The 22946-nt window shown below is 61.8% G+C and carries 19 protein-coding genes and 1 tRNA gene; 5 read left to right on the forward strand and 15 right to left on the reverse strand.

Annotated elements, in window-relative coordinates; all coding sequences use genetic code 11:
• Positions 1–26 precede the first annotated feature (26 nt).
• The 4 genes from ACODTZ_RS09610 to osmF all read right to left on the reverse strand — a co-directional run bounded on the left by ACODTZ_RS09610 (position 27) and on the right by osmF (position 3853).
• Positions 27–776, reverse strand: a complete 750-nt coding sequence (locus ACODTZ_RS09610; RefSeq protein WP_018898282.1) for an ABC transporter permease — start codon at positions 774–776, stop codon at positions 27–29.
• On the reverse strand, positions 773–1717 hold the full coding sequence (locus ACODTZ_RS09615; protein ID WP_047507184.1) for an ABC transporter ATP-binding protein: 945 nt from the start codon (positions 1715–1717) through the stop codon (positions 773–775). Before ACODTZ_RS09615 ends, ACODTZ_RS09610 begins: the two co-directional genes overlap by 4 nt.
• The gene (locus ACODTZ_RS09620; RefSeq protein ID WP_489025356.1) at positions 1714–2880 is read right to left on the reverse strand and encodes an ABC transporter permease; all 1167 of its coding nucleotides are present in this window, start codon (positions 2878–2880) and stop codon (positions 1714–1716) included. The genes ACODTZ_RS09615 and ACODTZ_RS09620 overlap by 4 nt, the downstream gene beginning before the upstream one ends.
• 64 nt (positions 2881–2944) lie before the next feature.
• Positions 2945–3853, reverse strand: a complete 909-nt coding sequence (gene osmF / locus ACODTZ_RS09625; RefSeq protein ID WP_047507534.1) for a glycine betaine ABC transporter substrate-binding protein OsmF — start codon at positions 3851–3853, stop codon at positions 2945–2947.
• A gap of 271 nt (positions 3854–4124) precedes the next feature.
• On the opposite strand from osmF, the gene ACODTZ_RS09630 reads away from it, so the two are divergent.
• Positions 4125–4847: a copper homeostasis protein CutC gene (locus tag ACODTZ_RS09630; RefSeq protein WP_489025358.1), complete on the forward strand. Its 723-nt coding sequence runs from the start codon at positions 4125–4127 to the stop codon at positions 4845–4847.
• On the opposite strand, the gene ACODTZ_RS09635 is transcribed toward ACODTZ_RS09630, so the two are convergent.
• The 7 genes from ACODTZ_RS09635 to ACODTZ_RS09665 form a co-directional block, all read right to left on the reverse strand.
• Positions 4844–5860 (reverse strand): zinc-binding alcohol dehydrogenase family protein, encoded by a 1017-nt coding sequence (locus ACODTZ_RS09635; protein ID WP_489025360.1) that lies wholly within the window; start codon positions 5858–5860, stop codon positions 4844–4846. The genes ACODTZ_RS09630 and ACODTZ_RS09635 overlap by 4 nt on opposite strands.
• A gap of 62 nt (positions 5861–5922) precedes the next feature.
• Entirely contained in the window at positions 5923–6897 is a 975-nt protein-coding gene (locus ACODTZ_RS09640) for an ABC transporter permease (RefSeq protein ID WP_489025361.1), read from the reverse strand.
• Between the two features lie 23 nt (positions 6898–6920).
• A complete protein-coding gene (locus ACODTZ_RS09645) occupies positions 6921–8471 on the reverse strand; it encodes a sugar ABC transporter ATP-binding protein (protein WP_489025362.1) in 1551 nt (516 codons plus the stop codon).
• Between the two features lie 119 nt (positions 8472–8590).
• The gene (locus ACODTZ_RS09650; RefSeq protein WP_047507194.1) at positions 8591–9577 is read right to left on the reverse strand and encodes an ABC transporter substrate-binding protein; all 987 of its coding nucleotides are present in this window, start codon (positions 9575–9577) and stop codon (positions 8591–8593) included.
• Positions 9578–9927: 350 nt separating this feature from the next.
• On the reverse strand, positions 9928–10374 hold the full coding sequence (locus ACODTZ_RS09655) for an RbsD/FucU family protein (protein WP_018898291.1): 447 nt from the start codon (positions 10372–10374) through the stop codon (positions 9928–9930).
• An 11-nt stretch (positions 10375–10385) separates the two neighbouring features.
• Positions 10386–11405, reverse strand: a complete 1020-nt coding sequence (locus tag ACODTZ_RS09660) for an aldo/keto reductase (RefSeq protein ID WP_489025365.1) — start codon at positions 11403–11405, stop codon at positions 10386–10388.
• A 32-nt stretch (positions 11406–11437) separates the two neighbouring features.
• Positions 11438–12940: a UxaA family hydrolase gene (locus tag ACODTZ_RS09665; protein WP_113235877.1), complete on the reverse strand. Its 1503-nt coding sequence runs from the start codon at positions 12938–12940 to the stop codon at positions 11438–11440.
• 239 nt (positions 12941–13179) lie between these two features.
• Between ACODTZ_RS09665 and ACODTZ_RS09670 the strand changes: the two genes are divergently transcribed.
• Together ACODTZ_RS09670 and ACODTZ_RS09675 are read left to right on the forward strand one after the other, a co-directional pair.
• Positions 13180–14091, forward strand: a complete 912-nt coding sequence (locus ACODTZ_RS09670; protein WP_489025367.1) for a GntR family transcriptional regulator — start codon at positions 13180–13182, stop codon at positions 14089–14091.
• Between the two features lie 858 nt (positions 14092–14949).
• Positions 14950–16662 (forward strand): flagellin N-terminal helical domain-containing protein, encoded by a 1713-nt coding sequence (locus ACODTZ_RS09675; protein ID WP_489025368.1) that lies wholly within the window; start codon positions 14950–14952, stop codon positions 16660–16662.
• A gap of 82 nt (positions 16663–16744) precedes the next feature.
• Here the strand turns inward: ACODTZ_RS09675 and ACODTZ_RS09680 are convergent, their stop codons facing one another.
• From ACODTZ_RS09680 to ACODTZ_RS09690, 3 genes are all read right to left on the reverse strand, one after another.
• The gene (locus ACODTZ_RS09680; protein WP_489025370.1) at positions 16745–17683 is read right to left on the reverse strand and encodes a GIY-YIG nuclease family protein; all 939 of its coding nucleotides are present in this window, start codon (positions 17681–17683) and stop codon (positions 16745–16747) included.
• A 245-nt stretch (positions 17684–17928) separates the two neighbouring features.
• Positions 17929–18004 (reverse strand) — tRNA-Thr (locus ACODTZ_RS09685).
• 131 nt (positions 18005–18135) lie between these two features.
• The gene (locus ACODTZ_RS09690; RefSeq protein ID WP_489025372.1) at positions 18136–19107 is read right to left on the reverse strand and encodes an NAD(P)H-dependent flavin oxidoreductase; all 972 of its coding nucleotides are present in this window, start codon (positions 19105–19107) and stop codon (positions 18136–18138) included.
• A 246-nt stretch (positions 19108–19353) separates the two neighbouring features.
• On the opposite strand from ACODTZ_RS09690, the gene ACODTZ_RS09695 reads away from it, so the two are divergent.
• A complete protein-coding gene (locus ACODTZ_RS09695; RefSeq protein WP_489025373.1) occupies positions 19354–20541 on the forward strand; it encodes a hypothetical protein in 1188 nt (395 codons plus the stop codon).
• Positions 20542–20582: 41 nt separating this feature from the next.
• On the opposite strand, the gene ppk2 is transcribed toward ACODTZ_RS09695, so the two are convergent.
• Positions 20583–21464: a polyphosphate kinase 2 gene (ppk2, locus tag ACODTZ_RS09700; RefSeq protein WP_112940959.1), complete on the reverse strand. Its 882-nt coding sequence runs from the start codon at positions 21462–21464 to the stop codon at positions 20583–20585.
• A gap of 206 nt (positions 21465–21670) precedes the next feature.
• Here ppk2 and phoR point away from each other — a divergent pair, with 206 nt between their 5' ends.
• Positions 21671–22942: a phosphate regulon sensor histidine kinase PhoR gene (gene phoR / locus ACODTZ_RS09705; RefSeq protein WP_489025375.1), complete on the forward strand. Its 1272-nt coding sequence runs from the start codon at positions 21671–21673 to the stop codon at positions 22940–22942.
• The last annotated feature ends 4 nt before the right edge of the window (positions 22943–22946 follow it).

Genomic DNA, 22946 nt, shown 5'->3' on the forward strand with positions numbered 1-22946 from the left:
ATCAGGCCGCTTTGGTAGCTGCTGCCTTAGGCGGTGCGCAAGCCCATTCTTCGCGTCATCGCGCTTTCCACCAATCCCACCGCGTCATAGATCAGCAGCGCCATCAGCCCGACGATCAGGCCGCCCTGCAGGATGAAGGCGGTGTTATCAGATATCAGCCCGGCGATGATCACTTCGCCCAGCCCCTTGGCGGCCACCGTCGAGCCGATCGTCGCCGTTCCGATGTTGATCACGGTTGCCACCTTCACGCCCTCGATGATCAGCGGCAGCGCCAGTGGCAGCTCCACCTGGAACAGCCGTTGCGTCGGGTTCATGCCCATGCCGTCGGCGGCATCGAGCACGGCGGGGGAGACCTGACGCAGGCCGGAGATGGTATTTTCGAAGATCGGCAGCAGCCCGTAGAGAAACAGCGCGACAAGCGTCGGCCCGGCGCCGAAGCCCATGGCCGGCACTGCCAGCGCCAGCACAGCGACCGGCGGAAAGGTCTGTCCGGCATTGGCGATGGCGCGCGACAGCGGCAGGAAATCGGCGCCGCTCCGCCGCGTCACGAAGACTCCGCCCAGAATGGCGACCACGGCGCTCCCGACAATCGAGATTAGCACCAATTGCAGATGCCCGAGCGCCAGAAGCGGTAGGCTGCTTTGCGTGTAGACGGCGGGCGCGTTGTTCTTGGTGAGTGGCGTCAGCAGGAAGGACAGCCACTCCGTCCGGAACAACAGGATTAGGAGCAGCGCCAGCGCCGCGACGCGAAAGAGGTTGGCGGTCAGCAGCTTCATTCCTTGCGGCCCAGCTCGAGGAGGTGCGACATCGAGATCGACCCGATCGCCGCCTTCTTCTCGTTCTCGACGGCGGCTTCGTCGATCCCCTGCCAGATCATCTCGGCCAGCGCATCGCGCAGGCTGAGCGATTGCGGCAGGCCGTGGTCGAGACCGGCCTTGGCCGGCGCCATGCCCGATGTCAGCGGCAGCAGCGACATGCGCTTCAGCGCCCGGTCGGTCGTGCCCGTCAGCTGTTGCACGAAGGGGTCGGCGGGCTCGGTGATGATCTTTTCCGGCGTCGAATATTGCAGCAGCCTGCCGCCGCGCATCACCGCGATCCGGTTGCCGAGGTGGAAGGCCTCGTCCATGTCGTGGGTGACGAGAATGATCGTCGTGCCGAACTGCTTCTGGATCGCCAGAAGGTCGTCCTGCGCCTTGCCGCGAATGACGGGATCGAGCGCGCCGAAGGGTTCGTCCATGATCAGCACCTCCGGCCCCGCCGCCAGCGCCCGCGCAACGCCGACGCGCTGCTGCTCGCCGCCGGAAAGCTGATGCGGATATTTCCTGGCGAAGGATTTGGGGTCGAGATTGAATAGGCCGAGCAGTTCGTCGACGCGGGCGTCGATCCTGCCACGCTCCCAGCCGAGCAGCTGCGGCACCGTCGCGATGTTCTGCGCCACCGTGCGGTGCGGAAAGAGCCCGTTGCCCTGGATCACGTAGCCGATGTTGCGACGCAGCTCCGTCTCCGGCACATCGGCCACGTTACGCCCGCCGACGCGGATTTCGCCAGACGTCATCGGCACCAGCCGGTTGATCATCCGGATCAATGTCGATTTGCCGGACCCTGAAGTTCCGACGATGACGGTGATCTCTCCCTTTTCGACCGCCATCGACACATTGTCGACCACGGTCGTATCGCCGTAGCGCTTGGTGACGTTGCGGATGTCGATCATGCTCATGCGGCAGGTCCCCGTATGCTGTCGGCGACCGCATCGAGAATGACGGCCGAAGAGAAGGCGAAGATGACGGTCGGCACAGCGCCGAGAAGAACGAGGTCCATGGCCGTCTGGCCGAGCCCCTGGAAGATGAAGACGCCGAAACCGCCGCCGCCGATCAGCGCCGCCACCGTCACCAGCCCGATCGCCTGCACCAGCACGATGCGGATGCCCGTGAGGATGACGGGCAGCGCCAGCGGCAGGTCGATGCCGGTGAGGATCTGCCGCCGCGTCAGCCCCATGCCGGCGGCGGCATCGCGCACGGCGGGGTCGACACCCTCGAGACCGACGACGGTGTTGGCGACGATCGGCAGCAGCGAATAAAGCACCAGCGCGATCAGGGCGGGGGCCGCGCCGATGCCGCTGATCCCGAGCGCTGCAGCCAAGGGAACCTGCGCCGCGAGATAGCCAAGCGGCAGCATCAGCAGGCCGAAGAGCGCGAGGCTCGGGATCGTCTGGATCAGGCTCAGCCCCTGCAAGAGCGCATCCCGGAGCTTGGGTACCCAGAAGCAGACGATGCCGAGCGGCAGGCCGATCACCACGGAGATCGCCAGCGACCCGAAGGCGAGCTGCACATGCGTCCATGCCTCGGCCCAGAACTGGTCGCCGCGATTGGCGAATTCGCGCATGATCGAGAGACTGTCGAGCAGCCCCGACCAGAGAAAAACACCGAGCAGACAGGCGTAAGCCGCAAGCGCCGCGACCCGCATCCACGGCTTCAGCCGCACCTTCACCAGCGCATCCGATATGATCAGCGATGTGACCGCGAGCAGCACCCAGAAGCCGCCGCCCGGCGTCATGCGCGCCGCCGTGCTGCCCTCCGGTGTAAACGACGTCTCCACGAACCCGATCGCCGCCAGCAATGCCGCCAGACAGAGCGTCGAGATAGCAAGCCGCGCATAGGCGTTTTCGAGAAACAGCACGGCGCAGGCCGAGAGAACGAGGAGCAGGGTGAGGATGATGACGGAGGGCTGGTCCAGAAGCTGCATCAGCAACATCGGCTTGCCCGATGCGATCCGGTTCGCCTTCACGTAGATGAATGGCAGCAATGCCGCCGCCGCGACGCCCGTGACCACGAGAACGACGCCGAGCCGGTCCAGTCTGCGGACCGCTAAGGTTTCTTCCATCGATCCATCCCAGCCTGGAAGGAAAACGGCTCCGCATCCATTGCTGGATACGGAGCGTCGGCGATTACTTCAGGAAACCTTTTTCCTTCAGGTAGGCCTCGGCGACGCTCTTCGCCGGCTCGCCATCGACCTGGATCTTGCCGTTCAGCTTGCGCAGCTCGTCGGCCGTCAGGCTCTTGAAGATCGGCGCCAGGATCTCTTCGATCTTCGGGTTGGCCTTCAGCACCTCCTCGCGGATAATCGGCGTCGGCGCATAGACCTGCTGCACGCTCTTGTCGTCTTCGAGAACGGTGAGCTCGGCCGCCTCGATGGCGCCATCCGTTCCGTAAACCATCGCGGTATTGGCGCCGTTCGTCTGGTCGGCGGCGGCCTTGATCGTGGCGGCGGTATCACCGCCCGAAAGCACGATTTCCTGCTCCGGCTTCAGCGTGAACCCATAGGTCGTCTGGAACGCCGGCAGCGCGCCGGCGGTGTTGACGAACTCGGCCGAGGCCACGAGCTTCGCTTCGCCGCCACCGGCAACCCACTTGCCGAAATCGGACATGCTCTTCAGGTTGTTTTTCCCGGCAACGTCGTTGCGCACAGCGATCGCCCATGTGTTGTTGGCGGGCGAGGGCGTCAGCCAGACGATCTTGTTGGCGTCGTAATCCAGCTTCTTGGCCATGTCATAGCCCTGCTGGATGTTCTTCCAGGCCGCATCGTCGGGCTTGTTGAAGAAGAAGCCGGCATTGCCTGTGTATTCGGGATAGATGTCGATCTCGCCTGCGGTGATCGCCTTGCGCAACACGGGCGTGGCGCCGAGCGCGATGCGGTCCTTCGTCTTGATGCCGTTGGCGTTCAGCGCCAGCGCGATCACGTTGCCGAGCAGCGTGCCCTCCGTGTCGATCTTCGACGACACCACGACATCCGCGGCCTGCACCGCACCTGCCGTCAGGGCACAGAGCGATACGGCAAGGGCTATTCTCTTCAGCATGACCATCCCCTTTAATCCTTCAAAGGCGCGGAAAGCCTTGGCGCAAGGCGAACCGCTCGAAACTCCCCGGCGAAGACAGCGGACTGTCGGCGACCGATCCAATGCGTAACTGACATAGTGTGCACGATTGAAAAATCGATGCGATTGCGAAAATACTGTTCACGACACTGTCCAATCGATCGATGTTCCTACTCGCAAACCCGATCCTGCGATGTTAACCCGGAGATCAGGCTCAGGCTTGGACGATCATGAGATGACCAGGGAGGAAAGCGTGACAATCTTGCTTGAGGTATGCGTGGATAGCCCGCGCGGTCTGGCGGCGGCCATCGAAGGCGGTGCCGATCGTATCGAATTGTGCTCGGCGCTCGAGATTGGCGGGCTCACGCCCGTCGCCGGCATGATGAAAGCGGCAGCTGCCGCTCCCATCCCCGTCTACGCGATGATCCGCCCGCATGCCGGCCCTTTCGTGTTCGACAGCGGCGATGAAGCGGCGATGATGGCGGATATCGATGCCGTCAGGGCCTTCGGCCTCGCTGGCGTGGTCATCGGTGCAAACCTTGCAGATGGCACGCTCGACATGCCGCTGCTGCGCCGGTTGAAAGCGCATGCCGCCGGCCTCGGCTCGACGCTGCACCGCGCGTTCGATCTCGTTCCCGATCCCGATGCCGCCTTGGAGCAGGCCGTCGAGCTCGGCTGCGAGCGCATCCTCACCTCCGGCTGCATCCCCAAGGCCATCGATGGCCTGGAGACATTGGCGCGGCTGTCGAAGAAAGCGGCCGGGCGGATATCGATCATGCCGGGCAGCGGCGTGCGTCCCGCCAACGCGCCACAGATCCTGCGCGCCACCGGTGCCCGCGAAATTCACGGCTCCTGCAGCTCGCCAGTCGCAAACGTCGATCCCCGCGCAGTCGCCTTCGGCTTCGAGGCCGCGTCGCCCAACCGAACGGACGCGTCCATCGTGCGCCAGATGCGCGAGGCGATCGATAGTCTTTAGGAGACCTTGATGACGGCCTTGATCAGGCCGCTCTTCTCATGCGCCCAGCGCGCCAGATCGCGCGGGGTATCGGTAAGCGTCGTGCGGTGGGTGATCAACCGATCCACCGGCACGAGGCCATTGGCGATCGAGGCCGCCACATGCTCGAAGTCGATCCGCGTCGCATTGCGGCTGCCGATCACCATCATTTCGCGCTTGTGAAACTCGGGGTCGGAGAAGCGGATATCGTCCTTGACGACGCTGACCAGAACCAGTGCGCCGCCATGCGCAACGAACTGGAACGCCTTCTCCATCGAGGGGCCATAGCCGGTCGCGTCGAAAACGACGTCGAAGCCATCCCCGCCGGTCTTCTCCTTCACCGCATCAAGGCTCGCATCGTTGGCGACGATGCCTGACGTAAATCCGAAGCGCTCGGCGGCCATCTCCAGCCGCTCCGCACTGGTGTCGAGCAAGGTCACCTCATGGCCAGCGATCCGCGAAAAGATCGCAGCCCCGAGACCGATCGGGCCGGCGCCGATGACGAGCGCGCGCGAGCCGGCTGGCGAAAGCGAGCGACGCACGGCATGCGCCCCGATCGCCAGGAATTCCACCGTCGCCGCCGCCTCAAGGCTCAGCCCCTGCGCCGCATAGAGATTGCCCGCCGGAACCGTGATCTCCTCGCAGAATGCCCCATCGGTGTGGACGCCGAGCACCTTGATGTCGGTGCAGCAGTTCGCCTTGTCCTTGCGGCAAGCGACGCATCGGCCGCAGGAGATATACGGGTTTACGATGACGGGCGTACCGACCGCGATCTCGACCCCAACGCCGGTCTCCACCACCGTTGCGGAAATCTCGTGGCCCATCACCCGCGGATATTCTAGAAACGGATGCTTGCCCTCGAAGATATGGTAGTCGGTGCCGCAGATGCCGACATGGCTGACGGCGAGCCGCGCCCAGCCGGCTTCAGGCGTGCCGGGAGAGGGGCGCTCAACGATCTCGAGAACACCCGGTTGTTGGCAAAGCACGGCTTTCATGACGGTTCCTGCATTCGATTAAAGGAGAGCCGACGGCGTTGGCCGGCTCCCCATATTGGCATTTAAGAGCTGCGGCGACGGCGCAGCTGATCGAAGTGGACGATCACGATGATCAGCAAGCCGGTGATGATGCGCTGCCAGAATGAGTTGACGTTGAGCAGGTTCGCGCCGTTGTTGATCGTCGCCAGAATGAAAGCGCCGATCAGCGGACCATGCACGGAGCCGACCGCGCCAAACAGCGAGGTGCCGCCGATGACCGACGAGGCGATCGCCTGCAGTTCCCAACCGTCAGCCTGCGTGGCGTTGCCGATGGCGATACGCGACGCGAGCAACACGCCGACGAAGGCCGCGAAGGTCGCCGACAGGATGTAGGCCATGTAGATGATGCCGTTGACCCTGACACCCGACAGACGCGCTGCCTCGCGGTTGGAGCCGACCGCGAAGAGATAGCGGCCCCAGCGGCTGAGATGCAGGAAGATGTAGGATGGGATCGCGACCAGCACGACCATCCAGAACAGGCTCGGGACGCCGAGGAAGTCGGCGCGGGCGAAGTTCGTGAAGGGCTCGTTGACGATGTTGATCGTCGAGCCGTTGGTGATCAGAAGCCCGATGCCGCGCAGCGACGTCAGCGTCGCCAGCGTGATGATGAAGGGCGGCAGGCCCATCTTGACGATGCCGAAGCCATGAAACACGCCTATGCCGACGCCGATCAGAAGCGTGATCAGGATCGCCGCCCAGACGGGGAAGCCCGCCTGCAGCAGCCATGCCAGGATAACGGTACAGAAGCCGACGATCGCGCCGACGGAAAGGTCGATGCCGGCGGTGATGATCACGAAGGTCTGGCCGAGCGCCAGGATCGCCGTCATCGCGCCCTGGCGCAGAAGGTTGGAGATATTGAGCGGCGTCCAGAAGCTGGCGGTGACGACGCCGAGCAGGATCCACAGGAAGGCCAGGAGGCCGATCAGGGTCAGGCCGAACAGGATGTTGACCTTGCGGCGCGGCGGCGGCGCGGCGATCTCGGTGGGGGTTACGGTCATTTTTCTCTCTCCCTCTTATTCTTTTAGACGCCGATCGCTTCGCTCAGCACTTCTTCATGCGTGGCGGCGTGGAAGTCGTGGCTCGCCACCAACTGGCCACTGCGGAACACATGCAGCCGGTCCGCCAGTTCGTAGACCTCGGGCAGGTAGGAGGAGATGAGAATGATCCCCGCGCCCTGCTTCAGAAGCTTGGCGAACAGCCGGTAGATTTCCGCCTTTGTGCCGACATCGACCCCGACGGTCGGTTCGTCGAAGATGAAGAGCCGCGCCCCATGGCTCAGCCACTTGCCGATGACGACCTTCTGCTGATTGCCACCCGACATCGCCGACACCAGCACACGCCGGCTGGGCGTCTTGATCGCGAGGTCGCGGATCTGCTGGTCGGCGTTTTGCGTCTCCTCGCTGTGGCTGATGACGGGGCCCTTGCTCAGCCGCTTGAAGACCGGCAGGTTGATGTTGAGGCCGATCGGCAGGTTGAGGCAGAGACCCTGGTCGCGGCGACTTTCCGGCGCCAGCGCGATGCCGAGCTCCATCGCGGTGCGCTCGTCCTTGATGTTGACCTTCTTGCCCATCCAGTGGATTTCGCCGGCCGTGGTCTTTTCGCGACCGTAGAGCCCGAGCGCGAATTCGCTGCGTCCGGCGCCGATCAGGCCGTAAAGTCCGACGATCTGTCCGGCTTTCACCGAAAGCGACACGTTCTCGAAGCCCGGCCCGGACAGGCCGTGCACATCGACGATGGTCTCGCCGATCGGGATTTCTTCCTTGTGATAGATCTGCTCAATAGAGCGGTTGATCATCAGCGCGATCAGCTCGTTTTCGTTGGTCTCGCCGATATCGCGCGTTCCCACATGCGTGCCGTCGCGCAGAACCGAAACGCGGTCCGCGAGTTCGAAGACTTCTTCCATGCGGTGGCTGATGTAGACGATCGTGACACCTTCGCTCTGCAGGCGTCGGATGAGCTTGAAGAGCTGTGCGGATTCCTGGCGCGTCAGATAGGCGGTGGGCTCGTCGAAGATCAGGAACTGCGTGCCGCGCATCGCGGCGCGTGCGGTCGCGACCAGCTGCTGCTGGCCGATCGTGAGATCGCTAAGCGGAACGCCTGCGGGCAAGCCGAAGCCGAGATCGTTGAGAACGGCCTGCGCCATCTTCTCCATTTCGCGCTTGCGCATCAGCCCGAATTGATTGACCTCGTCGCCGAGGAAAAGATTGGCCGCCACCGTCAGGTGCGGGCAGAGCACGACTTCTTGGTGCACCGCGTTGATCCCTCGTGCGATCGCCTCGTTGGGCGTCGCCAGCGCGACCGGGTGTCCGCACCAGAGCACTTCGCCGGCCGTGCGGGTGATGACGCCGGTCAGAAGCTTGATCAGCGTCGACTTGCCGGCGCCGTTTTCGCCGACGATCGCGTGGATCTCGCCGGCAAGGAAGGTGACCGTTGCCGGCTTCAGCGCCTGCACATATCCGTAATTCTTCTGCAATCCCTTGAGTTCGAGGATCGGGGCCCCCGCGGGTACGCGGTTCGCCTCCTTCAGCTTGGCGCTGTCATCGTGGCGATGACTGACCTCTTCCAGGCTCATTTGCGTCTCCTCCTCGCGAATTGCCCATGTCGTCCTTCGCCGTCCGCTCCCCTTGAGGAGTTCGGCCGAAGGGAAGAAGGGCCGTGCGGAATCGCTCCCGCACGGCGCTCGTCAGGTCGTTACTTGATCTTCGGGTTCAAGAGAGCGTCGATCTTCGGGTCGCTCATGTTGGCCTTGGTGACGAGGTTGGCGCCGGTATCGACGTTTGCCTCGACCTTCTCGCCCTTGGATACGGCAAGCGCGGTCTTCACGCCGTCATAACCCATGCGATAGGGGTCCTGCACCACGAGGCCGGCAATCGAGCCGTCCTTGAGGAAGCCGACCGTCTTGTCGTCGCTGTCAAACGCGATGACCTTGATCTTGTCGCCGAGCTTGTTTTCGGCGATCGCCTGGCCGACGCCCTGGCCGAGGATGAGGTTCGAGGCGAACACACCCACGAGGTTCGGGTTGGCGGTGATCAGGTCGGTCATCATGTTGAGGCCGGTCGTTGCCTGGCCGTCACCATACTTGTCGGCGATGAGCTTCAGGCCCGGATGCTTGGTCTTCAGCTGATCGAGGAAGCCTTCGCGGCGCTGCTCGAGCGAGCCGACGCCGGGCAGGTTGGTCAGGATGACCACTTCGCCTTCTTCCTTGCCGGTCATTTCCTTGATCGCCGCGGCCAGGCCATCGGCTGCAATGCGGCCGCCCTGGACGTTATCGGTGGTGAGGAACGACTTGAAGGCCTTCGAATCCGCGCCGGAGTCGATACCGATGATCGGAACAGACTTGGCGGCTTCGTCGATCGGCTTGCCGAGCGCCTTGAATTCGGTCGGCGAAATGACGATCGCAGCCGGCTTGCCGGCAACGGCGTTCTCGAGAATGCTGATCTGGCCGTTCACGTCGGACTCGGCCTGTGCGCCGAGCTCCGGCACCTTGACGCCGAGATCCTGACCCGCCTTGCGGGCACCGGCCAGCACGATCTGCCAGTAGAAGGACGTGGTGTCCTTGACGATAATCGGAATGGTCACGTCTGCCGCAAAGGACGGCATCGGCACGGCTGTTGCCATGACGGCGGCGCCCGCGAGAGCGGTAAAGGCGCGACGCGAAAGAATGGACTTCATGCGCATGTTGGTTCTCCTCCAAGTGCGTTCTTCCTCCAGGAAATCTCTCGCGAACGCGAACAAGAGACTTTTATCGATAAAAAACATTTACGAGTTTGAAGCTAGCCGAGGCCTGCCTTGTTTGCAAGACTGCGCCGGGTAAGCCCTTTGGCTCTTTCCGGACCAGTCCTGCACTCGCTTATCGATCGAGCCGCCGGCGTTAAAACGCCGGCAACTCCCCATTCCCAGTCTCGTTGCCTTTTCCTCCGAGGCCAGACGTCCCTCCAAGACATCCGGCCAAAAAGGCTTCGAGTTCGATTTATGAAACATAGGTTCCGCGTGAATGTCAATGCGGAACGTTTATTCCGTTTTTATCCTTATCCCCAGAATACCTCTTCCGGCAGCACGACGCCTTTCTTCAGGATGATGTTGCCATAGAGCCGAAACTCGGTGGTTGCGACGATATAGGCGGCCTTGCGCGACCGTTCGTAGAAAGCGAAACGCTCAAGCGTCGAAATGCCGAAATCGCCGGCGCGCTTGGATACGATGGTCTGAAATTCCTTGCAAACCTCGGGCACGGCCGTCGGATCGCCCACCACTTCCATCACCCAGGCCGATTCCGGCACGAACGTATCGAGCGGCATATGCGTCAGGATCGCTTCCGCCATGGTCGTGGCACTGACGCCATCGGCGCGGATCATTTCCGGGCCCATGGAAAAGGACGGGAAGTTGGCGTCGGCGATGACGATCTCGTCCCCATGGCCCATACGCGCGATGGCGCACAGTAGATCGGGGCTGAGGACGGGATGAATTCCTTTAAGCATTCTGTTTTTCCTTAAACGCGAACAGCATCGTCGCCGAGTGGCGGCGCAACGAGAGTGAAGCTATCGAATTCCGGATAGATCGTCTCCGGCAAAATCGGTGAGAACAGGTCCATGTTGCGCGTCACGCTGGATGCCTTGCCGGTGCCGATCAGCACCGACGACACGAGCGGGTCGCGCAGCGCGAACTGCAGCGCCGGCGCGGCGAGCGATACACCGTTATTGGCTGCGACCTGTTCCATGCCACGCACCTTGGCGAGCACCTCTTCGGTCGCCGGCATATAGTCGAAGTTCGACCCCGCCACCGCACCGGTCGCCAGAATGCCGGAGTTGAATACGCCGCCGACCACAAGCGACGTCCCCTTCTTGCGGCAGAGCGGCAAGAGTTCGGCTTCGGCCGAGCGGTCGAGCAGCGTGTAGCGGCCCGCCATCAGGATGCAGTCGATATCGGCATTGCGCATCACGTCGAGGCACACGGGCACCTCGTTGACGCCAAGCCCGAAGGCCTTGATCGCGCCCGATGTCTTCAGCTCTTCCAGCGCCTTGATGCCGGTATCGAGGAACTGCTTGAGATAGACGGCATTCTTCGCCGCGCCATGCGTATAGCCGCCGATATCGTGCACATAGAGGATATCGATCCGGTTCAGCCCCAGCCGCGCATAGCTGAATTCGACCGAGCGCATGATGCCGTCATAGGAGTAGTCGTAATCGGCATCGAAGGAGAGCGGATCGACATAGGAGTAGTCGGGAACCGTCCCCGTCGGCACCGGGCGCAGCAGCCGCCCGACCTTGGTGGAGAGCACCCATTCGCTTTCCGGCTTGCCGCGCAGGAAATCGCCGACATGGCGCTCGCCGAGCCCCAGGCCATACCAGGGCGCCACATCGAAATAGCGGATGCCGCTATCCCATGCCGCGTCGAGCGTTTCCATCGCCTGGTCGCGCGGGCAGGCGCGGTAGAGGCCGCCAAGGGCTGCGGCGCCGAAGCTCACCTCGGTCACCTCAAGCTCGGTCCGGCCGATCCTCCTCGTCTTCATCATTCCTCCCTGAAGACTGTCGATATTATTGATTAAAGCGTTGCTCCGAGATGCCAAGGCACGAATTCGTTATCGCCGTAGCCGAACTCCTCGCTCTTGGTCTTCTTGCCCGATGCCGTATCGATGATCAGATCGAAGATCTCGCGACCCTTGCCCGATATCGTCGCGTCGCCGCTGGCGATCGTGCCGCAGTCGATGTCCATGTCCTCTTCCATCGAGGCATAGAGCGCCGAATTGCTGGAGAGCTTGATCGACGGTGCCGGGCGACAGCCGAAGCAGCTGCCGCGGCCGGTGGTAAAGGCGATCATGTTGGCTCCACCAGCGACCTGGCCGGTGGCCGAGACGGGATCGTAGCCGGGTGTGTCCATGAAGACGAGGCCGGGCGCGGTCACCCGTTCGGCATAGCCGTAGACAGCCGTCAGTGGCGAACGCCCGCCCTTGGCGACAGCCCCGAGCGACTTTTCCAGGATGGTGGTCAGGCCGCCGCGCTTGTTGCCGGGGGAGGGGTTGTTGTCGAGCGAGGCGCCGTGCATCGCCACATATTTCTCCCACCAGACGATCTTCTCGTCGAGCTTGCGGGCGACCTCCTCGCTGACCGCGCGGCTGCGAAGCAAGTGCTCGGCGCCGTAGATCTCGGAGGTCTCCGACAGGATCGCCGTGCCGCCGGCGGCAGCCAGAAGATCGGCCGCGACACCCAGCGCCGGATTGGCGGTTATGCCCGAAAAACCGTCGGAGCCGCCGCACTGCATGCCGATGATGATATCGCTGATCGGCAGCGGCACGCGACGCTCGCGCCCGACATCGTCGGCGATCTCCTTGAGCATGCCCATGGCACGCTCGACGGCGCGGCGCGATCCGCCGGCATCCTGAATGTTGAAATGACGCTTGGAATTGCCGGCGCCGCTCTGGCCGTAAAGCGTCAGCTGGTTCACCTCGCAGCCGAGCCCGATCATCAGCACGCCGCCGAAATTCACATGCCTGGTATAGCCGGCAAGTGTCCGATGCAGGACAGCCATGCCGTCGCCTGTCGAGCTCATGCCGCAGCCCTGGTCATGGACAATAGGCACGAAGCCGTCGATGCCCTCGTAATGCGGCAGGATGGTGCGGTTGGCCTGGTCGGCGATGGCGCGACAGACCGTGGTGGAACAGTTCACGCTGGCGATGATGCCGATATAGTTGCGCGTCGCCGAGCGTCCATCGGCGCGCTTGTAGCCCATGAAGGTGCGCGCGCGGTCGGCCGCACTTGCTTCTTCCGGCGCCGAATTGGCGGTGGCGGCCAGGCGGTCGTTTTCGAAATGCAGGTTCTGGCTATGGATGTGCTGGCCGGCCTTGACGTCCGATGTCGTGCGCCCGATCGCCTGCCCGTACTTCACCACCGGCTGCCCGAGCGCAATATCTGACAGCGCGATCTTGTGACCGGGGTCGATCTTCTCCAGTGTCGTTATCCCCGCCACCATCTCGCCGGCGGCGATCGGGGCCGTGGCCACCGCGACATTGTCGCCTGATGACAGGATAATCCAAGGGTCTTTCTTCAACGATCTTCTCCCTAGGGAAACACTCGCTGCATCGGCGAATGTGCATTGCTTTTGTTTTTTATCTACAATAAACATTTTCAAGTCAACGGGATTATTGATCCTGTGGACGAGGGAGGCAAACAGCCGCGGACGATCCAAAATAAGATAAGGATCGCCGAGAGATAAGCTCCTGCCACGCGCCGGCGCCCGCCATTCGCGGGCTTTCGCCGTGTGGCGCAGGGCAACAAGGCGGGGTGTGCATGGCGCGGCAAAACACGGTCTTCAAAGAAGCGTATAATCGCTATGTCGCGGCGCTGCGCGCCGACGAGACCCTGCCATCCGAGCCCGACATCGCCGCCAAGCTCGGCATCAGCCGCAGCACCGCCCGCGCCATCCTGACCCGGCTGGACGAGGAAGGCATCATCAGCTGGAACAAGCGCCAGAAGGTAGTGCTGCGTACGCCGACCCAGGCAGATCTCTTTCCCTCGGAAGAGACGGATTCCCTGCACAACATCATCGAGCGCAGCTTCATGCAGCGTATCCTGTCGGATGATGCAGCTCCCGGCACGCAGATCAACGAACTGGAGCTCGCCCGCGACATCGGCACCGGCACCACAAGCGTGCGCGAGTTCCTCATCCGCTTCTCGCGTTTTGGGTTGATCGAGAAGCGGCCGAACAGCCACTGGATATTGAAGGGTTTTACCCGCGAATTCGCGCTGGAGCTCGCGGAGGTGCGCGAGATGTTCGAGCTCCACTCCGCCGCCGAATTCGGCCGGCTGCCTCAGGACAACGAAGCCTGGCGGGCGCTGGCGGAGATCAAGGCCGAGCACCACGCCCTGCTCGATGATCTCGATGGTCGCTACAAGGAATTCTCAGCCCTAGACGAGCGCTTCCATTTGCTGATCCACGGCGCGGCGAAGAACCGCTTCATCGCCGATTTCTACGACGCCATCGCCATCGTCTTCCACTATCACTACCAGTGGAACAAGGCCTTCGCCCGCCAGCGCAACGAGCGCGCCATCCACGAGCATCTGGATTATATCGCCGCCCTTGAAGCCGGCGATCCCGTCGCGATCGAGGCCGCCTGCAGGGTGCACCTGCGCTCCGCGCGCCAGACCTTGCTGCAGTCTTTGCCGCAGACTGCGACGGACGCGGAAGCCTTGGCGAAGTAACGCCTAGCGGCGTCGTGCGGGCGAAAAAAAGCCCGCTCAGGGCGGGCCACGTCTCGCGAACTCAATACAATCGATAACGCAATACCAACGAGACAGCTCAACCTACCACCCCGCGCGCCGCCTTGCACTTCGCTCATTCGGATGAGTTTCGCAGGCTGGCATCAGGCAATGGGAGCAGGCGCTTCTTACGGCGTCATGCGTCTCGGCAGATCGAAGCAAGCTCGATCGCAAACGGCTTAGCGCCGGGGAAAATCATTCCATCCGGAAGCACGCGCCTTCGCGAAAACGATCTGCGCCTCACGCCCCAGAAAGAGCAGGCCGAAGATGCCTATGATCGTCAGGATATCCCACATGTGCGCTCTCCCCGTTTGCGTTGCGGGCCGTGCCTCAGACCCCTCATGACACGGCCCGCCCAATCCAAACGCGACCGCCATCACGTTTCAGGACGATCGCACTCATATGCGACATCAATGCGTCGCGGTATCGCGAATTCTGGGGATGTGGCCGTTTGGCGCATCACTTTACGGTGCGCGCGCAAGGGCAAATCGTGAGCGCGAACGAGGTTCGGACTGACGCTATGTGAAGGCGGTCGAAATTCTTTCGGCCGGGCCTAATTCCTGAGTTTCCTGATCGAAAACCTCGAAGAGCGACTTGGAGACTACTTGATGGCGCGACTTTTGTGACTTTTTTCGCGGCGGCCACAAGAACAACTCCCGAGTTGTACCATTTTCGTCAGATTTAGCTAATCGTATCCATACTTTGTTAACCGTGATTTTCTTAGTTAAGCACCCATAGGCTGTAAGAATCAGCCGAAACGCTCTTCGTTTTAATTCAAGGTTTTATTTATCTGGATCTCCGATGACGTCCCTTTTGACAAACACCTCGGCGCTTGCAGCACTACAGACGCTAAGCTCTCTCAACTCAGGACTGCAGGAGACCCAAGGCCGGATATCGTCGGGCCTGCGCGTGGAGACGGCGTCCGACAACGCCGCCTACTGGTCCATCGCCACGACGATGCGATCCGACGGCAAGGCGGTGTCCGCGGTCTCGGATGCACTGGGAATGGCGTCCGCCAAGGTCGATGTCGCCTATGCCGGTACTGACTCGATCGTCGACGTGCTGACCGAGTTCAAGGCGAAGCTCGTCGCCGCCACCGAGGACGGCGTCGACAAGGCTAAGGTCCAGGATGAATTGAAGCAGCTCAATCTCCAGGCCGAAAGCATCGTGGCTTCGTCGAGCTTCAATGGTGTGAATTGGTTGACGACGAATGCGCCGACGCATCTCATGGTCACGGATGATCTCACGGCCTCCGTCATGTCGTCGTTCGTCCGCTCGGATGACGGATCGGTAAAGGTGGAAACTGAAAACGTGAATCTCAAGCTGAGCAGCATGCTGAACACCGGTGGTGGCGGCATCCTGCAGAAGGAGTTGGGCGGTGTCGGCGATATCGGCGGTTTCCGCGGCACCAACATCAATTCCGACGCCCATCAGGGCCACGAGAACCACAATTTCACCGGCCCCGCCACCTTCGGTTCGGCGGACTACATCGACTTCGATCTGGTTGTCGATGCAGGAGACTATTCCGCTGGCGAAACCTTTACCGCGCTCAGGATCGACAAGAGCGTGATCGACGCCGCCTTGGGCACGAACGACGGCAAGATTCGCAATGCTTCCGACATGCGCAAGGTGCTCAACCAGGTCTTCTCCGATAACGGCGTCCCCGCGACAGCCAATGAGACGCGTTTCTCCGGTTCGCTGACGGCGGCGAGTTTCGAGATCGCTTCGCTGGAGACCTCTGGTCATCCGGGCTCCAGCATTGACATAACGGGCGTTGCATCGGATTTCGGCGGCGTCTACCCGTCCGGCTTCGGGCTCGGTCTGGAGAATGCGCCGCTTGCCAATCACGACAATATGTATCCTGAGGCCCACATGACGTTCGGCCGGTCGTTCACCGTTTCCGCGGAGGCGTCGATCACCTTCGACGTACAGGTTGGTCCCAGCCCGATGCAGACCTACACGATCGACCGGGCCACTGTTGATGCGGCGCTCGGCACGAGCGATGGCTATGTCGGCAATGCCACGGACCTCGCCACCATCATTGCATTCGCCTCGGCGGGCAGCAATCTGGTGGTCGTGCCATCGGGCGACACCATCACATTCTCGGCCGATCGAAGCATCTACCCCGAGGCGGGCAACCACGCCGCCCGTGTCAGCGTTGGCAACGTGCAGTCCGATCCGCCGTGGACGCTCGAGTTCGACCTCGACGAGGTCGACGTCACTGGCTCCGCCTTCGGCGTGGATGAGTATCTCACCGGCGTCGAGTATATGCTGAAGCGATCGATCGAAAGCGCCAGCACGCTCGGATCGCTGCAGAGCCGTATCGAAGGGCAGACGCTTTTCGCCAGCAAGCTCATGGACAGCCTCGACAGCGGCATCGGCCGTCTGGTCGATGCCGACATGGAGCAGGAATCCTCCAGGCTCGCCGCCCAGCAAACCCAGCAACAACTCGCCATCCAGGCGCTGTCGATCGCCAACTCCGCGCCGAGCGGCATCATCAGCCTGTTCCGGTAGTTTGGGCTGGAAAAATTTCGGCCGCTCTTTTGTCGATGAGGTGTCGCCTCTGGGCGGCGACGTTTAGTCCGTGATGCGGCTCTTACTCCGCAGCTTCGGGAACGGCTGGCAAAAGGCTATTTTGCCAATCCTCGTATGTTTGGGTCGTGCCTTTTACCCGCCAAGCAGTACGGCCGTTGGCCGCTCTCCCATACACGATTGCGGCTGCGGCGCTCGGACTGGAGAAAACCACATCCTCTCTGAAAACGGAACGTCCTGTTTCATCGGGGCCGATCTTATTTTGCTGAGAAAGTGTTTCCCAGAGATTTTTATAGTTATGACTCGTTGTCCCCTCCCACGCCGAGCGGCATTGTGATCCTGCTTGCACTATGAATTCGCCATCTATCTCCTGAGCAGACGCCGCGAGGTTGTGCCGGGGGCTTGTAATTTCGAATACGGGCGACTGAGGGCTTCGATTGATGTCGCGCCCAGCAACAACGGATGAGCTTTTCAGAAGCGTCGCAGTTTCTCGAAGAAATTCGAAGCCAAGCAAGGGCAGCATCAACCTCAGTTGGACCAGAAAATATTCCATGTCGGCGATATCTGCTTCTGGCAGGTTGGATGGCTCCGGAGAAGTGTCATTGGTCAAGCTAACCAAGCCGGAGTTTGCGGACACTAAAATCAAACGACTTTCTAGATACTTGATGTGACCGCTCGTTAGGTTAGAGTCTTTGCTCGTGATAACGCAGGTTTTTTCCCAGAAAGCCTTTCGGTCATCTTTGTTATGCTGGGTTAAGCGCCTTCCGATGTTTTCGCTTTGTCCGATGTAGACAAACGTCTGGCCGTCGTCGTCCGGATTGGGGCCAACAAGAAAGTATACTCCTGCTTTTGTGATTTCGGGCCGGGATAGGAGGCCTGCGAGTTTTGAGCGTGGTGCGCTTAGGACATGCCCAGTCCAGTTTATTATCTCGGCGGTCAAGATCCCCTGGGGCGTTCCTTCCACTAGATGAAGCCGAACTGACTTTCCTTGCGCCACGCTCATAATTTGTCCTGATGTGTTCCGAGAATCATTGCCGCAATACAACTAACGCGATTTCGCGGAGTCAACGGCAAACGAGCCCTGAAATCGGAGGTCACAAGATTCGTACGGACAGATTCGAATAGGAGAAATCTCTCTCAGTCGCCGCCGGCCGACAGGATCGAAAGGCCGTTAGCCTTAAGCACCGAAGACGCTATCATCGCGCGCGAAAGCCGGCGAAATATCGAAACTCTGAGAAATCTAAAAAATGGTGCCGCTTGCAGGACTCGAACCTGCGACCCCATCATTACGAATGATGTGCTCTACCACCTGAGCTAAAGCGGCAATCCGGCGGGTGATTTGTGTTCGGCCCGCGATTTGCATGGCGCTGATACAAGCATTGTCGGAAGATTTCAAGCGCCCTGTCACGTCTTTGGTAAAAAAGAACGCGGCTGTGGAAATATGCCCCGCGCCGCTCAGGCCGGCGAGGGGAGCGCCAGTCGGTCGCGGGCCGCGTCGTATTCCTTTTTCATGCGGTCCACGAGCGCCTCGACGGGTTCGACGGCCTTGATGGCGCCGATGCCCTGGCCGCTGCCCCAGATGTCCTTCCACGCCTTGGCGCCGCCAACGGCCTGTTCGAAATCCATCTTCGAGGCGTCGGCGACCGGCAGGTTGTCGGGGTCGAGGCCGACGGCCTTGACTGACGGTTTCAGGTAGTTGCCGGCGACGCCGGTGAAATAGTTGGAATAGACGATATCGCTCGACGCGCCATCGACGATCGCCTGCTTGTAGGCGTCGGAGGCGCGCGCCTCGTCGGTCGCGATAAAGGGGCTGCCGATATAGGCCATGTCGGCGCCCATCGCCTGCGCGGCCAGGATCGCGCCGCCATTGGCGATTGCGCCGGCAAGCAGAAGCGGACCGTCGAACCATTCGCGGATTTCCTGCACCAGCGCGAAAGGCGAGAGCGTTCCCGCATGGCCGCCGGCACCCGCCGCCACCGCGATCAACCCATCGGCGCCCTTGCGGATCGCCGAATTGGCGTGCCGGTTGTTGATCACGTCATGCAGCACGATGCCGCCATAGGAGTGCACGGCCGCATTCACCTCGGGCACCGCGCCGAGCGAGGAGATGACGATCGGCACCTTGTATTTCACGCAGAGCATCAGGTCGTGTTCGAGCCGCTTGTTCGACGTATGGACGATCTGGTTGACGGCAAAGGGTGCGGCCGGCCGGTCCGGATTGGCGGCGTCGTGTGCTGCGAGATCCTCGGTCATCATCGCAAGCCACTCGTCGAGCTGGCTTTCCGGCCGCGCGTTGAGCGCCGGGAATGCGCCGATCACGCCGGCCTTGCACTGCGCCAGCGTCAGCGCCGGGTGCGAAATGATGAACAGCGGAGAGGCCACCACGGGCAGTCTGAGGTTTCGCGTCAGGATCGAGGGCAGGGCCATGGGTCACCGTGAAGAATTGACGTTTACGAAAACGTCAATGTGATAGCAGAGAGTTTTCGCCAGGAAAAGACCGTGTCGCGGTTCCGCCAACATCGCTTGCTCTATAAAAAGGCCTGCCTTTCGGTATTATCCCCTATTGAACGGGCGCCGTCGGCAGCCTCAGCCTTGCGGTTTGCGGCATCAGCCGCTACCGCAGTTGCATATTGTTAAGCATATGACGCCTGTCATCAGCACGAAGGACCGGACGTGAGCGGATTAGAAACGGCTATTAGAACGGCGCTAGACAATGCCGATCGCGACAATCCCGAAGTCCGAGCCAAGATCTATCAATCCGCGCGCCAGGCGTTGGAAGCCGGCCTGCGCAAGCAGGACGTCACCGATACCAACGCGATCGCCCATCATCGCCACCGTCTGGAAACGACGATCCACATGATCGAGGCGGAGGAGCGACAGCGCCTTCATCCGCGCCAGGGGCCGCCCGAGGTGCCGGTGCCGCCAGTCGTCGATATCCCGCCACCCCCGCCGCCTCGCGTGCCTGACGATTTCGACAGCCCCACCATCGGCGGCGAAACGCGGGTGCCCGCGCCTGACGTCATGGTCGCCGACAATCGCTACGAAGAGGACTCCGGTCTCGGCGGCCTGCATGCCGGCGATGCCGATCATCTGGCTGCGGCGCCCGAACCCTTCGTGGCCGAGAAAAAGCCGGCCAACATGGATTTCCGGCCCGAGCGCGCCGTCGCTCGCCGCAAGCCACGCAAGTTCTTCTCGCGCTTGCTTGTTTGGTGCGTCCTGCTTGCCTTCATCGGCATGGGCGCCTGGTGGGCGCATACGTCCGGCCTGCTGATGACGGCGGCCGAGCGCGATACCAGCGTCGCCAATCCGCCCGCCACCACTGCACCGGAGGATTTCAACGGCGCGAATGACAATCACACCGCCGACAGCGATGCCAGCCAGGCACCGGTCATCGATCCACAGAATTCCTTCTCCGCCGCTTGGCTGGAGATATTCAAGCCGTCGGATGCCAACAAGATCGTCAAGGGCGCGCAGTCGCGCGTCGAGAGCATTGCCGAAAACGATGGTCCGGCCGTGCGCCTCACCTCGCAAAGCGCCGGCGCCGACGGCAACGTCGGCATTACGGTTCCGCCCGATATCCTGCAGCAGCTCGCCGGCAAGTCCTCGACGATCGCTGTGACCCTGCAATCGACCTCCGACGAGCCGACGCAGATCACCGTCGAATGCGATTTCCAGTCGCTCGGCGATTGCGCCCGCCACCGCTTCACGGTCAACCGCGAGAAGTCGGACGTTCTTCTGCAGGTCCGCTTCGATCGTTCGCTCGCGCCGACCTCAGCCGGCACGCTTCTGATCAACAGCGACGTGGACGGCAAGGCGAGGGGCATCAACCTCTACGCCGTGCGCATCCTGCCCGGCCAATAAGGCGGTCGGGCAAGGCGCTCAGTTAGTACGTTTGGCCACGGTCACTTAAGGAACTTCGGCCCCTGGCCGATGATCTTGTCGTCGAGCTTGCCGATAGCGTCCTTGTCCTTGCCGTCATAATCGATGGTCTTCAGTATGTGGCGGATGAGGTTCAATCGGGCGCGGCGCTTGTCGTTGGCGTGAACCACGGTCCAGGGCGCGAATTCCGTGTGCGTTTCCTTCAGCATCCGGTCGCGCTTTTCGCTGTAGTCGTCCCACTTGGTCAGCGCCGCGATATCCATCGACGACAGCTTCCATACCTTCCGGGGATCATGGCGACGGTCGTGAAAGCGCTTCAGCTGCATCTCGCGGCCGATATCCAGATAGAACTTGAAGAAGAAGATGCCCTCGTGACTGATCACCTTCTCGATCTGCGGCGCCTGCGCGAGAAAATCCTCATATTGCTTCGGCGTGCAGAAGCCCATGATCGGCTCGACGCCGGCTCGGTTGTACCAGGAGCGGTCGAAGAGCACGAACTCGCCCGCCGTCGGAAACTGCGCGATGTAGCGCTGGAAATACCATTGTCCGGCCTCGCGGTCGGTGGGCTTGGTCAGCGCCACCACGCGCGCAAGGCGAGGGTTCATGTGGGCGGAAGAGGCGGAGATCGCGCCCCCCTTGCCGGCGGCGTCGCGGCCTTCGAACAGCGCCATCACCCGCTTGCCGGTCGCCTGCAGCCAGAACTGCACCTTCACCAGCTCGATCTGAAGCGCCTTGAGCTCTTCGAGATACTCTTCTTCCTTGAGCTTCTTGTTATAGGGAAAGTCGCCCGATTTCAGCGCCTCCTCGTCCACCCAGTCGGGCAGCACCGGATCGTCCACGTCGAAGACGCGCTTCTTGCCCTTGATATCCAGTTCGACTGCTCTGCTTTCGACATCTTCCGACATGGCGATCCTCCTCTTTATGTGCGTAGCCGCCAAGGCGAACATATTTCCTTTTGAAAATCAAACCTCTCGTCATCGGTAAAAATTATGTGCGCAGTCGGGGCGCATTGTCGGTTTGCTGGCGGCATCGGTAAACTTCTGTCATGAAAGAGCGCTATCAGGCGAAGTTTGATAGCCAACGAAGAACGAATCGACGTCGCGAGGGGCACTTGGAACAGCAAACGCCATGGACGGCCAAACTGACGGCGAAGCTCCGTCGGGAGAGCTTCGTGCTTCTCGTCGCGCTGGCGATTGCGTTCATCGCGGTGACCGCTGGCATGAACGGCTGGGGCGTGCTGGGCCTGCTGGCGATCATGCTGCTTGCCATCATGTGCTCGTCCGAGCCGCGCCCACAAGTGGCCTCGGCCCCGCCGGCGTCCGAGGTCGAGGAGCCGGCCGCGCGCAGCCTTCTGCCCGAGGTGTCGGCGACGCTATCGGCGCTCGACATTCCCGTCATGGTGCTGGCCGGCGATGCCTCCGTGCTGTTCCAGAACCGCGCCGCTGAAAAGGCCTTCGGAGAGGTCGTCATCGGCGCCCATATCTCCGCGCGCCTTCGTTCGCCCGGCATTCTCGACATGGTTCGCGAAACCATCGTCACCAACGCGCCGAACCAGATCGAGCACTCCGAACGCCTGCCGTCCGAGCGCGTCTATATTGTCCGGAGCTCGCCGGTCGAGCTCGGCGCCGTCAGCGGTGCCAATCATGGTGCAAGCGAGCGGCTTTTCGTCCTGTCCTTCCGCGACATATCGGAAGTGCGCCGCATCGATCGCATGCGCTCGGATTTCGTGGCCAATGCCAGCCACGAGCTGCGCACGCCGCTCGCCTCGTTGCGCGGCTTCATCGAAACCATCCAGGGGCCGGCGAAAAGCGACTTCAAGGCGCAGGAACGCTTCCTCGGCATCATGTTCGATCAGACCACGCGCATGAGCCGCCTGGTCGACGACCTGTTGTCCCTGTCACGTCTCGAATTGAAGTCGCATATCGCACCCGATGAGAAAGTGGATCTCGTCCCTCTGCTTGGCCATGTCCGGGATGCGCTTCTGCCCCTCGCCAATGACGTCGGCGTCGATATCCAGCTGCATCTGCCGGAAGGCCGAGCCGAGGTGGCGGGCGATCGCGATGAGCTTGTGCAGGTGTTTGAAAACCTGATCGAAAACGCCTGCAAGTATGGCCAGGAAGGCAAACTCGTCGAGGTCTTCCTGAAAAATGGCCCCAGCGGACCGGTCGAGGTCACCATCGTTGACAAGGGGCCGGGTATTCCGGCCGAACACGTGCCGCGCCTGACGGAGCGCTTCTATCGCGTCAACATCGAAGACAGCCGCTCCAAGAAGGGCACCGGCCTTGGCCTTGCCATCGTCAAGCACATCCTGACGCGCCACCGCGCCCGCCTGATCGTCAAGTCCGAGGTCGGCAAGGGAACGAGCTTTACCGTCCGATTTTGACATA

This window comes from Rhizobium sp. FG113 (assembly GCF_057809895.1).

Bases quoted from the DNA above. Each gene is read 5' to 3' on its own strand.
- ACODTZ_RS09655 (WP_018898291.1), bottom strand. From the start codon at position 10,374: ATGCTTAAAGGAATTCATCCCGTCCTCAGCCCCGATCTACTGTGCGCC.
- ppk2 (WP_112940959.1), bottom strand. From the start codon at position 21,464: ATGTCGGAAGATGTCGAAAGCAGAGCAGTCGAACTGGATATCAAGGGC.
- ACODTZ_RS09680 (WP_489025370.1), bottom strand. From the start codon at position 17,683: ATGAGCGTGGCGCAAGGAAAGTCAGTTCGGCTTCATCTAGTGGAAGGA.
- ACODTZ_RS09615 (WP_047507184.1), bottom strand. From the start codon at position 1,717: ATGAGCATGATCGACATCCGCAACGTCACCAAGCGCTACGGCGATACG.
- ACODTZ_RS09690 (WP_489025372.1), bottom strand. From the start codon at position 19,107: ATGGCCCTGCCCTCGATCCTGACGCGAAACCTCAGACTGCCCGTGGTG.
- ACODTZ_RS09670 (WP_489025367.1), top strand. From the start codon at position 13,180: ATGGCGCGGCAAAACACGGTCTTCAAAGAAGCGTATAATCGCTATGTC.
- ACODTZ_RS09660 (WP_489025365.1), bottom strand. From the start codon at position 11,405: ATGAAGACGAGGAGGATCGGCCGGACCGAGCTTGAGGTGACCGAGGTG.
- ACODTZ_RS09640 (WP_489025361.1), bottom strand. From the start codon at position 6,897: ATGACCGTAACCCCCACCGAGATCGCCGCGCCGCCGCCGCGCCGCAAG.
- ACODTZ_RS09650 (WP_047507194.1), bottom strand. From the start codon at position 9,577: ATGCGCATGAAGTCCATTCTTTCGCGTCGCGCCTTTACCGCTCTCGCG.
- ACODTZ_RS09675 (WP_489025368.1), top strand. From the start codon at position 14,950: ATGACGTCCCTTTTGACAAACACCTCGGCGCTTGCAGCACTACAGACG.
- ACODTZ_RS09645 (WP_489025362.1), bottom strand. From the start codon at position 8,471: ATGAGCCTGGAAGAGGTCAGTCATCGCCACGATGACAGCGCCAAGCTG.
- osmF (WP_047507534.1), bottom strand. From the start codon at position 3,853: ATGCTGAAGAGAATAGCCCTTGCCGTATCGCTCTGTGCCCTGACGGCA.
- ACODTZ_RS09610 (WP_018898282.1), bottom strand. From the start codon at position 776: ATGAAGCTGCTGACCGCCAACCTCTTTCGCGTCGCGGCGCTGGCGCTG.
- ACODTZ_RS09620 (WP_489025356.1), bottom strand. From the start codon at position 2,880: ATGGAAGAAACCTTAGCGGTCCGCAGACTGGACCGGCTCGGCGTCGTT.
- ACODTZ_RS09635 (WP_489025360.1), bottom strand. From the start codon at position 5,860: ATGAAAGCCGTGCTTTGCCAACAACCGGGTGTTCTCGAGATCGTTGAG.